Below are 13,062 nucleotides of genomic sequence, written 5' to 3'. Positions count from 1 at the left end.
ATTTCCCTGCGAAGTGGCTTAAGCTTTTGCTTTAGGCATCTGCGAAACCAGCGACAAGTTGATGTCCATACCTTCAACCTGAAAGTGCGGCACGGCGTACAGCTTGACGCGGAAGAAGCCGGGGTTGTCCTCGATGTCTTCTACCGTGACCTTCGCCTCGCGCAGCGGGTGGGAGGCTTGCAGGTTGTCGCCCGGATCGGTCATTTCGGTAACCAGGCCACCCACCCACCGGTTCAACTCCAGCTCCAGCACACGGCGGTCCTTGGTCGTCCCGATGTTTTCGCGCTGGATGAGCTTCAAGTAATGGGCAATTCGCGACAGCAAAAAGATGTATGGCAGACGCGAATTGACTCGACTGTTTGCGGTGGCATCGGCCGTGTCATACAGCGCCGGCTTTTGGGCCGAGTTGGCCGAAAAGAAACACGCGTAGTCGCGGTTTTTGTAGTACGACAACGGAATGAAGCCGAGATTGGCGAATTCAAATTCCCGAGTCTCTGGAATCATCACTTCGGAGGGGATTTTCACCTGATTGCCTGTGCCCAGGTCGTACAGGTGAATAGGCAGATCGGTCACCGCACCGCCCGACTGCGGCCCACGAATCTGTACGCACCAACCGTTGGCGATGAAGCTCTTGACCATGTTGGCAGCGAAGGCGAACGAGGCATTGGTCCACAGGTATTTGTCGTGATCCGGGCCTTTGACGTTTTCAACGTAATTGAAGCTGCGCACCGGAATGGTGTCTGGGCCATAAGGCAGGCGCCCTAACACACGAGGCATCAGCAAGCCGATGTAACGGGAATCGTCGCTGTCGCGGAACGCCTTCCATTTAATGTATTCGGCACGGTCAAAGTAGTTGCCAATATCTTTGATGGCAGCGACTTCTTCCATCGACTCCTTGCCAAAAAAAGCCGGACCAACAGCACCAATGAATGGCATATGGGCCGCCGCCGCTACTTTTGAAAGATTGCGCAGCAGGGCAATATCTTGCGGACTGCGGTCAAACTCGTAGTTAGAAATAGCCGCTGCAATCGGCTCGCCGCCCGGGGTGTCGTACTCTTGGGTATAGGTGTGCAGATACAGACCACTTTGAGCGATTTCCGGTGCATCTTCGAAATCTTGCACCAAGTGCTCTTTACTAATATCCAACAGCTCAATACGAACGTTCTGGCGAAAATCGGTTTGATCAATCAACGACTTCACACCACGCCAGGTGGACTCCACACGCTGAAAATCGGAATGATGCATGACCGCATCAAGTTGACGGCTGATTTGCTCATCCAATGACGCAATGTGTTCATCCAGCAGTGTTTTGTCCAAACGCTCGACTTTCTGTGACGATTGTTTCAACAGGCTCAAGAACACACTCACGGCCGCAGTAACGCGCTCATCCGCAGACACTTCGGACAGTGCTTCGGCGTCCTGAAAAGCCTCAACTCCCCCCAACGCATTAACTGGGCTGAGGTTAATTTTGGCGAATAAAGCGCTATAGACACTTTGACTATCTTCAGCCAACACTGAAGCACCCTGGGAGGGTGCGGCGGATTGCTCTACGGACATGATGCAAAATTCCTTTTACCAAACCAGCGGTAATTAACGATCTTCTTGGGGCGCCAAAGCGGCTAATTCATTTCGCAACTCGTTACTCAGCGCATCATCTTTGAGGATGCGTTCCAACTCTTGGCGAAAGGTCGCGTTGTCCAACAGGTTGGATTTGAGATCGCGTAGCAAATTGCGCATGGCCAACAAGGCCCGCAGTTGCGGGATTTGTCGCGCTACCTGCTCCGGCTCGAAGTCCTTCATGCTCTGAAAGCTCAACGCGACCGCCGTGTCGGCACCGTCATCGACCAAGGTATTTTCCACGGCCAATTTCAGAGCCGGAGAAAACTCGGCCAATACACTGTCGAAGTTGTTTTTGTTAATGCTCACCTTGCCTCTTTCAGACAACGGCCGCTGCTCTTCGCCGTTGCTGTAATCTCCCATCACCATCAACTTCAACGGTAATTCGATTTTTTTCTGGGCACCGCCGGTATGCAAATCAAGTTTGATATTGACTCGCGCCTTGGGCACCTCGTTTTGAAAACTTGAAGCCATAATTCCTCCAGATGCTATCTACGCAACAGAACACTCAATCACACCGAACAGCTGCACACCCCTTTGTGGGGCGGCAGAGTATCCACAAAGGATGTACAATCGTCCAATGCATATTGGAGCAGGGATTAATGCATTGGACGACTTAATTGATTTAAAGCGAATTCGGCACCTGGTCATACTGGCTGACGAGCTCAGTTTTTCACGTGCAGCAACTCTAGCTAGGCTCTCTCAGACTGCTTTCAGTCGCAGTATTCAAGCGCTAGAAAGGGATTTGAATTTACGCTTATTTGATCGCACAACCCGTTCTGTGCAGCTCACCGCGGCTGGCAGACAACTACTGGTTCGCGCACGCGCACTGCTCGATATGGCCGACAATCTAACTGTTGAGGCAGACGACCTAGCCACCGCAGAAGGTGGCGAGCTGAAGTTTGGGGCCAGCCTTATGGTCTCAAGTGGGGTTCTTCACGATGTAATGAACACTCTACGGTCGCGCAGCCCCGCTGCAAGGCTGGACATCGTGGTCAATCATGGGCAACACCTATGCCAACTCTTGGTAGACGGCGACCTCGAGTTTTTTATCGCCAATGCGGATATATGGGCTAATGACATCAGGTTCGCAATTACGCCCTTAACCCCCAGACCTGCATCGATTTTCTGTAGCGCTGACCATCCACTCGTACACAACAAAGAACCAATCACCTCGACTCTATTGCTCAATTACCCCTGGGCGTTTATCAACCTCACCGCAACAACCGAAAACCATATCCGCCATCTGTTAAACCTTACCGAGAACACGGCACTGCCCATTGGTTTGAATTGCAATGACTTCAACCTGCTGCGCCATGCAACGTTGAAAAGCAACTACCTTTTGTTCACGTGGAATGACTGGCTGGCTGATGATCTAAAAGAAGGAGTGATCGTTGATTTGAAATATCAGCTCACCCCAGAATTGCCGCAGGAAATATTTTATCTCAACTACGCGATCGTTCAGGTGGCCGGCAAAACCCTATCTCCAATAGCGCAGCGTGCGATCACTCTGATTCAAGAGTTCGCTCAAAAACCGATTCCTGCCGACCCGGCAAGTTAACACTTGGCATACGCAAGATTGAATTGAACCCGAGCCTCACACCGCTTACACGCCGATAGACCGAAAGCTCCCAAACCTGGCAAGGCCCACCGCGCGTCGATTAGCGCCGACTTCATCACAACCATACTGGACCAGCTCAGCTCAGCAAGCGACCGACACCGATAACCTCTCGCGACTATGCGCAATGAGTTGCGCACTCGGTATTGGGATAGGTGTTGATCAAGCCGCTCTCGGTCCCAGTGGCGACGATCACGCTTTCACCCAGTGGGCTGCGTTGTCAGCCAATGATACTCCCCCTGCTGGGCGGACGGTTCAAGCCGCCTGTTTCCGGCGCTCATTCGACTTTATCCGTTACACGCCCCAGCGGGGCCTGGTCGAAAAACTCGGCGGAGCCAACCGCTGCGCACATCGGGAGACCAAATGGCACACGTAGCGCCTCCTCCGACAGGTCAAGCACCGCGGTCGCCGGGGTCAAGCAGTTGTGCCCCGGATAGACATCCCCAGACACCCAATGCAACAGCATGGCGACCTCAACCCCAGGAGCGACCGCGACCGGTAGCAATACCGGTCCGGGGTGCATTCCTCGCGGGAGACGGCGCTCAACCGGTAGTCGCTGGCCATCAGGTCCTTCGAACCTTAACGTCGGCAGTGCGCCAAGCTGACAGGTGTGAGGCCCGTTGTTACGCAGAACCAATAAAGTGCCACGTTGTGACATGCCGTCAAATACGCCATCCCGGTCATCGAAATGGGCATCCAACTGACTGACCTGACAGACACTTCCCTTATGGTCCCCCGCGGCCTGTACAGGGGCAGACAGCACGATAGCTGTGGCCAGGAACGCCAGCGGCCAGGTGTATAAACGCGATAAACCTTTCATTCTGCTCTCACCGGTAGACCACCTAACGCCGACGAATGCCATCTGGTGGACTTTAACTTGCTGAAGTCATGAAAGTAGCACGCAGGGAGAGGGAGAAAGCTGAACGATAACGCCATCACTCTAAAGCTCAAGGCAGTGCTCAACTGTGACCGGACCCGAGCCCGAGCCGCCTGAGCAGGGGCTCCATCGGCGCGAGCCCTCCCCGACGATTCTTGCCGGGGAGCTCCCGATGAAGCCAAAACCGTTGACGAAAGCAGTTCAGGACTACCTGATCCGACGCCCCAAGGCACGGCGTAAAACGGTTGATGTATGAGGGACGCGCAGCGCGCCCACGCCAGGCTTTTACTAATATTCAATGGCGAGAGGTGAGACGCCAGAATCAAACAGTCGAGACGTTACAGGGTGTGTTTTAGTGAAAGACAATAATCCGAGAGCGATTTAAGAACTGTCGCTCAACGAGGTATTGGACTCAAGGCTGCTGCCGTGTTGCCGCCAACACGATCTCCCGGATGCACACATTTTGCGGCTGTTCGTAGGCATAACGAATCGCTGAGGCGACGTCGTCGGCACTGAGTACGGTGCCGCCCATGTCTTGCTTCCACGCCTGATAGCCAGTTTTGATCGCGTCGTCGGTGGTGTGGCTGAGCAGCTCGGTTTCTACTGCGCCAGGCGCGATGGTGATCACTCGCACGTCGTGCGGTGACAGCTCTTCACGCAGGTTTTCCGAAATACCATGGACCGCGAATTTGGTGCCTACGTAAGCCACATGGCTGGGGAAGGTCTTGCGCCCGGCCACTGAGCTGACATTGATGATAGTGCCGCGCTTGCGTTCGATCATGCCGGAGACTACCGCATGGATACCATTGAGCAGCCCCTTCACATTGACGTCGAGCATTTGCTCCCATTGCGCTGGGTCCTGTTTGCTCATCTCGCCCAGCAGCATCACTCCAGCGTTATTGATCAGCCCGTCGGCGGGACCGAATTGCGTTTCAGCTTCGCTGACAGCCGCCAACAAGGCACCACGGTCGGTAATGTCGACGCCACGGCACAAAGCATTCGGCAGCCCTAGTGCATCCAGGCGGTCGATGCGCCGGGCGAGCAGCAGCAATGGGTGGCCCGCCGCCGAAAGCATCCGCGCCGCTGCTTCGCCAATCCCTGAACTGGCCCCGGTGATGATGATCAGTGGTTTGGTCATGCGTGAATCTCCTGAAATACGAAAAATAAATAACTAAGCTTGGCCCACAGTATATTTACTGTTTTTAAGGCTGAAAAATGCCTTATTCCTCTCTCTGGCATCGGAACAAACTATGGATATCCGTCATCTCAAAGCCTTTCTGGCCGTCTTTGAGGAGCGCAATATCACGTCGGCGGCGCAGCGTTTGTTTATCAGCCAGCCGACGCTCTCGGTGACCATCAAGCAGCTGGAGCAAGAGTTGGGTACGACGCTGTTCATCCGCCAGCCACGGGGCGTAGAGGTGACTGAAGAGGCGCGAGTGCTGTATCCACAGGCGCGGCGGATGGTTGCAGACGCCATGGCTTTGAGCCGATTGTTTCGCGCAGGCGAAAGCCGCGCACTGCTCGAGCTGGGTGTGGAAGGTGACATTGCCGACAGTCACATCGAAGGATTCATACGTATGGCCCATCAAGCGCTGCCGAATTTGTTACTGACCCTGAAAGAAGGTTGCCAGGGCGATGCCCGCCTGGCCGTGGAAGAGCTGTGCTGCGAGGACGAATTGTTCCTGCCGCTCTGGGAAGAGTCCTACGTGATGACCCTGCCCGTCGAACACCCCATGGCGCAGGGCTCACAGGAACAGCGTTGGACGCCCATTGACGATTGGATTACCTGCCCACAGCACGTCTCCCATCAACGCTTGATGGCCCTGTACGGCCGTTCGCCAGGGGCGGTGGCCGGGAATGCCGGCTCATTGAAGCAGGCACTGAATATGGTCTGTGCCGGTATCGGGGTCGCAATGCTGCCGCAATCGTTAGTTATGGGCCATAAAGGGGTGGTAACACGCGCCTGGCACCTGCCGATGCCGACTCGCCGCGTCGGCCTCTGTTATGCCGGACAGGCCCTGGAGCTGCCTACGCTGCGAACCTTGCACGAGTATTTTCAGTCGAATCGGCCAGTGCAGTTTTCTGCCGTTGTCCCAACACTTGCGCATGCATGATTAGGCCAGCGCAATTTCTTCAATACGACTGGCTCCAACCCGTGCCCAAGGAAAACAGAGTTTGATCGGCCGTCTGCGACGTAAGATCGAATATGCCAAAGCGCAGGCAAGGGAGAAGGTCGAGCCCCAGTACCGGGTGCGATCAAGTGCCAGTTCGGTTATGTAAAGGCGCGTTTCCGTGGCCTGGCCAAGAATACGGCACAGCTAGTGACGCTGTTTGAGCTGTCGAATCTGTGGATGGCGTGCAGACATTTACTGACGAATGCAGGAGAGGTGCGCCTGTAATGTCGGGAATGGCTGCCGTGAGATGCTCGCGGCGGCTAAAAATGCAGAAATGAGCGGATGACCTGATCGCCTTTGATCGATTCGCCGTTTTCAAAAACGGCGGAGGCTTAAGTCAGCCAGAAATACATGACTACTTCAGACCTCCCCTAAGCTGGCGATACCCTCACATGAAATCTCTCATCCGTGAAACTTACGCCGCAAGCGGCGGGGAATGGACCCCAAAGAGATTAAAATATTAGTTAATTTTTGCTTTATATACTTTCATGTCCGCAATCTGCATAGCAGTAACGATCATCTTTGGGATCAATTAATAAGCCCTGAACCTAAGTAATATGAACATAGCATCCGCTAGAACCTGTGTTTGATCCTTTGTGGCCTTTTGAAAAATTGACAAAAAGCTTCTTTTGCGACCCACTAATTGCAAGATAAACATCACCATCATCATCATTTGAAACGGAACAATAAAAATTATCTTTAACGGTGTAAGTAACTCCATTACAAGTAAATGCAATCCACCAATAATCATAGCAACTGTTTTCACCAGTGTAGTATTCAAATGCAAATGGAGTAGTTGTTTCCCCACTTGCAACTGAATTATATATATGCTGATCAGTGCAATTTATATAGTTGCATGATCTATGACGAATAGTAAGATTAGTTATATTACTCCCCCAATCATTCCGAAAATAAACATACCCAGTTCTTCCATGATCAAATACCCAGTTATTTTCTTCCACAATTTCATCATTTGAGTACTTACCATCGCCACAATCGCACATTTCAATCTCCACCAATGTTTAATGTAAGAGGCTGCGCTCTTAATAAGACACATGAAACACATCGTATAACATCTGTTATATTTAAATCTATCAGCTGGGAGGATGTCTCCTTATTTATTGCTCCGTATAAAATTCTTCTCTTCTATCAAGAGGGGTATTAGAGCCAAACGCACTTAGAAGCTTGGCATTTCACTGGCCGCAATTATTGCAAGCGTGCTTTAATCAAATTATAGCTCGCAGCGCAAACCCTTACTCTGAACCGATCACTTGAACAACATCAACAAGGTAACTTTAAGTCTCTGCACCTGTGCAACCACCTTTATTCTTCGAATAACAAGGTTCACCCAAGCCAGTAAAATCTTTGCCAGGACATCACACTGACTCGCGTCGGTTTACTTACGTTTCCGGCGGCTTCCGCATCGACGAAAGACATTTTTTAGGCGTACTCAACAAGACACCCTTTCATCCAGCCTGTAAGACTTTCTAACTCGTAGGCAATTGGTAAATAACGAGCTGATCCAACTATCACCCGAGCCCCCAAACATATCTCCTCGCCACATCTCATTTTTTTGATCTGGACGTCTCAGTGCGCGAAAGTATCAGACTCCAAGGGAGGCTCTGGGAGATGGCGACAAAAGCTACGGGCACATCCCTGATTGATCAGTTTCGGCACGGTGAGGATCTGTGTGTGTGTGCAGGATTGCACGGGGGGCAGGCGGTCTCAGGTTCCAAGTGCAACAGTCAGTTGATGGTTTCGAGCTTGTTGCTCGCGGATAGTTGAAGGTAATCAACCAGTACCTCGACCGGAAACTTCCAGCCCAGCGTCTGGCGTGGCCGAGTGTTCAGCAAGTCGGCAATTTCGTCCAGCCGTTCCTGGGTGACCAGCGAGAGATCAGTGCCTTTGGGCAAATACTGGCGCAGCAAGCCGTTGGTATTTTCATTACTGCCGCGTTGCCATGGGCTGTGCGGATCAGCAAAGTAAATCTTCATGCCGGTGTGGGCCGTGATTTCGGCGTGACGGGCCATTTCACCGCCTTGGTCGTGCGTCATGGTTTTCAGCAGTGATGGCGCCATCCGCGACATCTCTCTGGTAATGGCTTGAGCTGCTGCATCGGCGGTCGGCGCGTCGAGTTTTGCCAGGATCACATAACGACTAGTGCGCTCAACCATCGTAGCGACAGCAGAGCGATTGTTGGCCCCGATGATCAGGTCGCTTTCCCAGTGCCCAGGAACAAGGCGATCTTCGACCTCCGGTGGACGCAGGTGAATGCTGAGTTCCGCAGGGTAGCGCTCTCGACGTGTGGCACTCTGGGTTCGCGGGCGGCGCTTGCCCTTACCTTGGCGCAAGTAGCTGATGAGCTGGCGCTTCAGCTCCCCTCGCGGATAGGCATAAATAGCCAGGTAGATGGTTTCGTGACTCACATGTCGCTCGGGATGATCGGGCCAGATACTGCGTAGTCTGCTGGCAATTTGCTGGGGTGACCAGCCAATGCGCAGCATTTCCATGATCACTTGGAACAACTCAGAGCCAGAGCACAAACGAGACTGGCGGCGAGGCTTGTGACGTAGCACTCGAGCCCTGCTGGCGGCGTGAGCCGAATCGTATCGACCCAGTTGGCTGTGCCGCCTGATCTCACGGCTAATGGTACTGGGATGACGCCTGAGTAAAACGGCGATAGCTCGCAGAGAAAGATGTTGAAGCTGCATCACCATGATGGCGACACGCTCCTCAGTGCTGAGATGTGTGTACTTCGTTGGCATGGCAACACCTTACATCAGGTGTTGCACTTGGTCCTTGAGACCGCCGAGCCCTACGCAAGGCGCATTACCCCCTACTACAACCAAACGCACGGCATCGCTTACCGTAATCCTTGGTCTCAGCCTTACAGAGGTAACTGACCCGATGGAAGTATCGATCCATCTCCCCCGAATCATCCTGAGAGAGGTGGAATGCAGCGTTTGCAGGAACATGCACTAAGCCCGAACGTAACCCCCAACGCACTCGCCCAGGCAGCCTGAATACGGCTGTAGAGATTCTCCCTCTCTGATTGAAAGCGTCCCACGGTGTGGTACGCATCCCGATTAAGTAGCAGCACGAAGTGGTAGTGAGGCCGACCCTGCCGCCCCATCTCCCTGACCCAGCACCAGCGGACACTGGTTCGATGTGCAGAGCCGTTCAGGCGCTCTGAGCGCTTTCGAGCTGACTGGATCCTGAAGGTCAAAGAATCGACAAACCTGGAGATGACGGTGCTGCCTGAATCGGGCAAAGAGTCATCAGGAAAGCGTAGATCGAAACGAACTGCGGACACTTGAATCGCCCCATCCTGAAATTGGTGGAGTTTTTTATGGAGCGCTTACCGTTGACGCGTGCTCGCCGCATATTCTGGACAACATCATCGAATTGATCGCCAAGCTCAATCTCGGCATTGTTGCCAAAGGTGGGGGAGCGACCGAACAACGCGACTACCTGGCGTCATCGGGTGTCGATTTTCCGCAAGGCGATCTGTTTGCCCACCTCATCCAGCCACCGACTTCTTGAACAACCAAGATTTGCGAGCGGTCGTAAGTGCCATCTGCTTATCACGCTGCCCCCGGTGACCTCGAAGATCAAGGCCATGACGGAACGCTGCTGCCCCGCCTGTGTGCTCATGATTCCGGATGTGCCGTTGCTGAAAAGGGGAATTCAAGCTTGTGAAAGAGTGGGTTCGTTGGACTTAAAAGCCAAAAACCCCAGGGCTCTTACGAGCACTGGGGTTTCTTCGCTACGAAAACTTTTACTATATCATTTTGATTGTCACAACTGTTTGCTGCGTACTCGGATTTACACTTAGGACTTTTGTAAACTTCCGCCAAGAATCCTCTCTAGAAACCGGAGATCCATCAATAGTAATATATTCATTAGCCCAGATCAAATTCTCCATAAAAGGATTTGCCGGCTCTAACACCAAAGTCGCCAAACACTCCACCTCTGACTGTTTCGTATCGAAATCAAATTTAAACTTGGCCGGACCTGAAAACACTTCGGGATCAATCCCCGCTATAGAAAGACTGGCATCATCCGCAAGGCTAAATTTAACCCCCTCAGAAAGAGCGACACTTTTATCTGCCACTATGGATGTTTTTGAACTGCGACGAAAGGAATAATCAAATTCACTGCCCACGCCTCCAGACCCACTCAACGAAAAATTATCACACTGCAAATCAATAGTTGAGTTAGCTGACCTTAACCCAGAACCAAAATATATAGCCCCGGTTCTCAAACTCATGCTCCCGCCCTCAACAACAGTACGACCAATTTTGCAAGCTGAGTTCTTTTCAAATACATCAACCGACAACGTTCCCCCTCTATTGATCAGCAGTGTGCTTGCCATCTCAGGCCAACTAAATAAATTTACACTTTCAAGATGTAGCGTACCACCACTTACCTCAATGTCGCCATCAACGATAAACCCGCTTAAATTACTGATAGTAAGCCTCCCCCCCCCGGTGACAATCAGTCCTGGCGCAGTGCTGTTGGAGTATAAATAAACGAAAGATGAATAATTACCAAAATCAAAAGCAACATCTCCTGACAATACAGATATAGTATTTCTATTTTTAGTTCCAGACCATGGAGTACGTTGCGGAGACACCATAGCCACCTGTTTAAATACCACATTCGCTTGCTGGGCTACAAATGTGGAATTATGTTTTGCAAATGACACACCATTACTACAAGTCACCGTTTGACTGCCATAGGAACTATCATAAACCTGATCTTTATCAGCATCCCACACAAATTGCTTGGCCATCATTCAACTCCTTTGCGATAAGTAATTTTACTACCCTACATGTCAGAAAATACTTTTCGAAACACTGACAGCCATGCCCCCGTCGCCGAGCGACTATAACTGACACCTGTTTCACATCAGATGATGTCCGCACAGGTTCGCCCCCGAAAACAATTTTATTTCCATAAGTACCTTCACCACGACGCCTATTGCACATAGGTTTGCGACTTACCGACATCGAATACTCTTTCGATAGCATTCACCCTCCACGGCATCTCAAATTATTAGTCCGTTTATCTCCCCACAACGCACTCAACGGCCCTAATTATCGAACCAGCGCTTTTACATGCGTCGGCATAAACGCCGGGTGAATCGGGTCCGCCTGCTGGATCAGCTCATCCGTGCGCCCTGCATCCTGGTACAGCCGACTGGCCATGACCAATGCCGGCATCGGCGCCCGAAAGCTGAATGCCTCCAGGGCGGGCATGGTCGCACCGGTGGTGGTGAGTGCGCTGACAACGGATTGGCGCAGGGCAATCATGGCGTTGTAGCTGCGGTCATCACCGGCCACCAGCAACTCGGCGTCGATAAACCCCGTCACCATCTCCATGGTGGTCATGGCCTCGTCGTAGGAAGTCGGCACATACGTCGCCACCACCTCACCGATAGGCGCCAGGGCTGAACGACGCAACAAGGCGCTGGTGGCGTCCTGGGCGACCTCGCGGGCGCCGCTGATAACGCCGGAACCACCAAAGGTGGACGGCGTGTAACTGGCCAGCAGCCCGAGCAACGAAATAGCGTTGCCAGGGTCAGCAATGCCGGCCACCAGCACATCCATGACGCCTTGCACTGAATGCCTGGCCACTGCTGGCATCCAGGTTCGCCGCGGCGGTGGTCAGGGGGTGTCCATGGACTTATCGACCGTTGTGCGCTTGGCCGAGTTTTGGGCGATTAAATCCGCCATGGTGCTGCCGTCCCGGGTCTTTTTGCTGGCCGTGAGTGCACTGCTGACATTGCCGTTGGCATAGAGCCCGAAGTCACCGGTCATAAGGCTGGCCAAGCTGCTGATACTGCGCACATCGTGGGTGATAATGCCCGTCAGTCCCTAAAATCTGTCACCACCACCACCACCACCACCACCACCACCACCACCACCATCCCGACCACGGCCTTGCCCAACTTGATCACGACCTCGACCGTGTTGACCACGGACGTGATACCGCCGATGACCTTGGACAGAAATAAGAGGCGTCGCGCTTGGTCGAAGAAGGCAAACGAACTGCAACATCGCCTGACCGCAGAGGATGAGCAGGTGGATAAGTTGGAGCGTGATGCCGCTCGATACCGTTGGCTGCACGACCCGGATAACCGGGATGGACTGGAGCCAGAAGACTTCTTGGTTATCAGAATAGCTGAAGGGGAGGACATCGTATGGCTTGAGCAGATGGGCAAAGCCATTTATACCTAGGCACTGAACGAAAAGTAATGTCGTAGACACGTTGCCAGCAAGCCAGCGTGACCATCGCCGCAAAGCTTTTCGCGAACTTGCAGTAGCGTGTTCCCAGGCGACGGTGTTCCTTAAGCATCACGATTAAGCAATACAATGCAGTGGTAATGAGGCAGGCCTTCTTGTCCACACTCCCTCACCCAGAAGGGCCTGACACAGCTGTCATGGGTTGATCTATTCAGACGGCGTGCGCACTGACGATCATGACTGATCTGCGCCTCCAGTGACGCCCTGAAGCGCGCTATGACCCTATTGGTCATCGCATCACCAGGTAGGTTCTTGCCATGCGGTAGCCTTAGGTCAAACCTGAAGGCAAATACACGGGCGTAGTCATTCAAAGCGTATTGCAGCGTCTGGTACAACTTCTCCAAGTACTGTTCAACGAAGGGGCCTTTGCCCAGCATGAGTGGGTAGCCATCTCAGACAGATAGCCTGCGCAACGTACCTTTGCGCAAACACTTCGCTCCCATGGGCTTGAGACGCACCTGCTGAGCA

The 13,062-nt window shown here is 52.8% G+C and carries 14 protein-coding genes and 3 pseudogenes; 5 read left to right on the top strand and 12 right to left on the bottom strand.

Annotation, left to right across the window (positions count from 1 at the left end):
* Nucleotides 1-18: 18 nt before the first annotated feature.
* Entirely contained in the window at nt 19-1,557 is a 1,539-nt protein-coding gene (gene tssC, locus F8N44_RS29735) for a type VI secretion system contractile sheath large subunit (RefSeq protein WP_150652849.1), read from the bottom strand.
* A gap of 33 nt (nt 1,558-1,590) precedes the next feature.
* A complete protein-coding gene (gene tssB, locus F8N44_RS29730; RefSeq protein ID WP_150652848.1) occupies nt 1,591-2,094 on the bottom strand; it encodes a type VI secretion system contractile sheath small subunit in 504 nt (167 codons plus the stop codon).
* Nucleotides 2,095-2,224: 130 nt separating this feature from the next.
* On the opposite strand from tssB, the gene F8N44_RS29725 reads away from it, so the two are divergent.
* Nucleotides 2,225-3,178: a LysR family transcriptional regulator gene (locus F8N44_RS29725; protein ID WP_150652847.1), complete on the top strand. Its 954-nt coding sequence runs from the start codon at nt 2,225-2,227 to the stop codon at nt 3,176-3,178.
* A 334-nt stretch (nt 3,179-3,512) separates the two neighbouring features.
* Here the strand turns inward: F8N44_RS29725 and F8N44_RS29720 are convergent, their stop codons facing one another.
* Both F8N44_RS29720 and F8N44_RS29715 read right to left on the bottom strand, forming a co-directional pair.
* The gene (locus F8N44_RS29720; RefSeq protein ID WP_150652846.1) at nt 3,513-4,055 is read right to left on the bottom strand and encodes a DUF4232 domain-containing protein; all 543 of its coding nucleotides are present in this window, start codon (nt 4,053-4,055) and stop codon (nt 3,513-3,515) included.
* A gap of 469 nt (nt 4,056-4,524) precedes the next feature.
* Nucleotides 4,525-5,250 (bottom strand): SDR family oxidoreductase, encoded by a 726-nt coding sequence (locus tag F8N44_RS29715; RefSeq protein WP_150652845.1) that lies wholly within the window; start codon nt 5,248-5,250, stop codon nt 4,525-4,527.
* A 112-nt stretch (nt 5,251-5,362) separates the two neighbouring features.
* On the opposite strand from F8N44_RS29715, the gene F8N44_RS29710 reads away from it, so the two are divergent.
* Together F8N44_RS29710 and F8N44_RS29705 are read left to right on the top strand one after the other, a co-directional pair.
* The gene (locus F8N44_RS29710) at nt 5,363-6,226 is read left to right on the top strand and encodes a LysR family transcriptional regulator (protein WP_150652844.1); all 864 of its coding nucleotides are present in this window, start codon (nt 5,363-5,365) and stop codon (nt 6,224-6,226) included.
* Nucleotides 6,227-6,302: 76 nt separating this feature from the next.
* Nucleotides 6,303-6,511, top strand: a pseudogene (locus F8N44_RS29705) (IS5/IS1182 family transposase); the annotation flags it as partial.
* Between the two features lie 323 nt (nt 6,512-6,834).
* Here the strand turns inward: F8N44_RS29705 and F8N44_RS29700 are convergent.
* The 3 genes and pseudogenes from F8N44_RS29700 to F8N44_RS32340 form a co-directional block, all read right to left on the bottom strand.
* Nucleotides 6,835-7,290 (bottom strand): hypothetical protein, encoded by a 456-nt coding sequence (locus tag F8N44_RS29700; RefSeq protein ID WP_150652843.1) that lies wholly within the window; start codon nt 7,288-7,290, stop codon nt 6,835-6,837.
* Nucleotides 7,291-8,031: 741 nt separating this feature from the next.
* Nucleotides 8,032-9,051, bottom strand: a complete 1,020-nt coding sequence (locus F8N44_RS29695; RefSeq protein ID WP_150652842.1) for an IS30 family transposase — start codon at nt 9,049-9,051, stop codon at nt 8,032-8,034.
* Between the two features lie 64 nt (nt 9,052-9,115).
* Nucleotides 9,116-9,599, bottom strand: a pseudogene (locus tag F8N44_RS32340) (inovirus Gp2 family protein).
* A 92-nt stretch (nt 9,600-9,691) separates the two neighbouring features.
* On the opposite strand from F8N44_RS32340, the gene F8N44_RS29680 reads away from it, so the two are divergent.
* Nucleotides 9,692-9,829 (top strand): hypothetical protein, encoded by a 138-nt coding sequence (locus F8N44_RS29680; protein WP_412071582.1) that lies wholly within the window; start codon nt 9,692-9,694, stop codon nt 9,827-9,829.
* 238 nt (nt 9,830-10,067) lie between these two features.
* On the opposite strand, the gene F8N44_RS29675 is transcribed toward F8N44_RS29680, so the two are convergent.
* The 3 genes from F8N44_RS29675 to F8N44_RS31480 all read right to left on the bottom strand — a co-directional run bounded on the left by F8N44_RS29675 (nt 10,068) and on the right by F8N44_RS31480 (nt 12,108).
* On the bottom strand, nt 10,068-11,081 hold the full coding sequence (locus tag F8N44_RS29675) for a hypothetical protein (RefSeq protein WP_150652840.1): 1,014 nt from the start codon (nt 11,079-11,081) through the stop codon (nt 10,068-10,070).
* A gap of 304 nt (nt 11,082-11,385) precedes the next feature.
* Nucleotides 11,386-11,925, bottom strand: a complete 540-nt coding sequence (locus F8N44_RS31485) for a hypothetical protein (protein ID WP_191630976.1) — start codon at nt 11,923-11,925, stop codon at nt 11,386-11,388.
* A gap of 30 nt (nt 11,926-11,955) precedes the next feature.
* A complete protein-coding gene (locus F8N44_RS31480) occupies nt 11,956-12,108 on the bottom strand; it encodes a hypothetical protein (protein WP_191630975.1) in 153 nt (50 codons plus the stop codon).
* A 33-nt stretch (nt 12,109-12,141) separates the two neighbouring features.
* On the opposite strand from F8N44_RS31480, the gene F8N44_RS31475 reads away from it, so the two are divergent.
* Nucleotides 12,142-12,528 (top strand): hypothetical protein, encoded by a 387-nt coding sequence (locus F8N44_RS31475; protein WP_191630974.1) that lies wholly within the window; start codon nt 12,142-12,144, stop codon nt 12,526-12,528.
* On the opposite strand, the pseudogene F8N44_RS29665 reads toward F8N44_RS31475, so the two are convergent.
* Nucleotides 12,525-12,643 (bottom strand): annotated as a pseudogene (locus F8N44_RS29665) (IS5/IS1182 family transposase); the annotation flags it as partial. The gene F8N44_RS31475 and the pseudogene F8N44_RS29665 overlap by 4 nt on opposite strands.
* Nucleotides 12,639-12,971, bottom strand: a complete 333-nt coding sequence (locus F8N44_RS29660; protein WP_150652839.1) for an inovirus-type Gp2 protein — start codon at nt 12,969-12,971, stop codon at nt 12,639-12,641. The pseudogene F8N44_RS29665 and the gene F8N44_RS29660, both read right to left, overlap by 5 nt.
* Nucleotides 12,972-13,062 lie beyond the last annotated feature (91 nt).

Source organism: Pseudomonas fluorescens (assembly GCF_902497745.1).
Classification (GTDB): domain Bacteria; phylum Pseudomonadota; class Gammaproteobacteria; order Pseudomonadales; family Pseudomonadaceae; genus Aquipseudomonas; species Aquipseudomonas fluorescens_BM.
The sequence above is the reverse complement of the archived record's forward strand: the minus strand, read 5'-3'. Positions and strand labels throughout refer to the sequence as shown.

Excerpts from the sequence above, each read along its gene's own strand:
- F8N44_RS29720 (WP_150652846.1), bottom strand. The coding sequence starts at position 4,055 with ATGAAAGGTTTATCGCGTTTATACACCTGGCCGCTGGCGTTCCTGGCC.
- tssC (WP_150652849.1), bottom strand. The coding sequence starts at position 1,557 with ATGTCCGTAGAGCAATCCGCCGCACCCTCCCAGGGTGCTTCAGTGTTG.
- F8N44_RS29695 (WP_150652842.1), bottom strand. The coding sequence starts at position 9,051 with ATGCCAACGAAGTACACACATCTCAGCACTGAGGAGCGTGTCGCCATC.
- F8N44_RS29715 (WP_150652845.1), bottom strand. The coding sequence starts at position 5,250 with ATGACCAAACCACTGATCATCATCACCGGGGCCAGTTCAGGGATTGGC.
- F8N44_RS29710 (WP_150652844.1), top strand. The coding sequence starts at position 5,363 with ATGGATATCCGTCATCTCAAAGCCTTTCTGGCCGTCTTTGAGGAGCGC.
- F8N44_RS31480 (WP_191630975.1), bottom strand. The coding sequence starts at position 12,108 with ATGACCGGTGACTTCGGGCTCTATGCCAACGGCAATGTCAGCAGTGCA.
- F8N44_RS29700 (WP_150652843.1), bottom strand. The coding sequence starts at position 7,290 with ATGTGCGATTGTGGCGATGGTAAGTACTCAAATGATGAAATTGTGGAA.
- F8N44_RS29675 (WP_150652840.1), bottom strand. The coding sequence starts at position 11,081 with ATGGCCAAGCAATTTGTGTGGGATGCTGATAAAGATCAGGTTTATGAT.
- F8N44_RS29660 (WP_150652839.1), bottom strand. The coding sequence starts at position 12,971 with ATGCTGGGCAAAGGCCCCTTCGTTGAACAGTACTTGGAGAAGTTGTAC.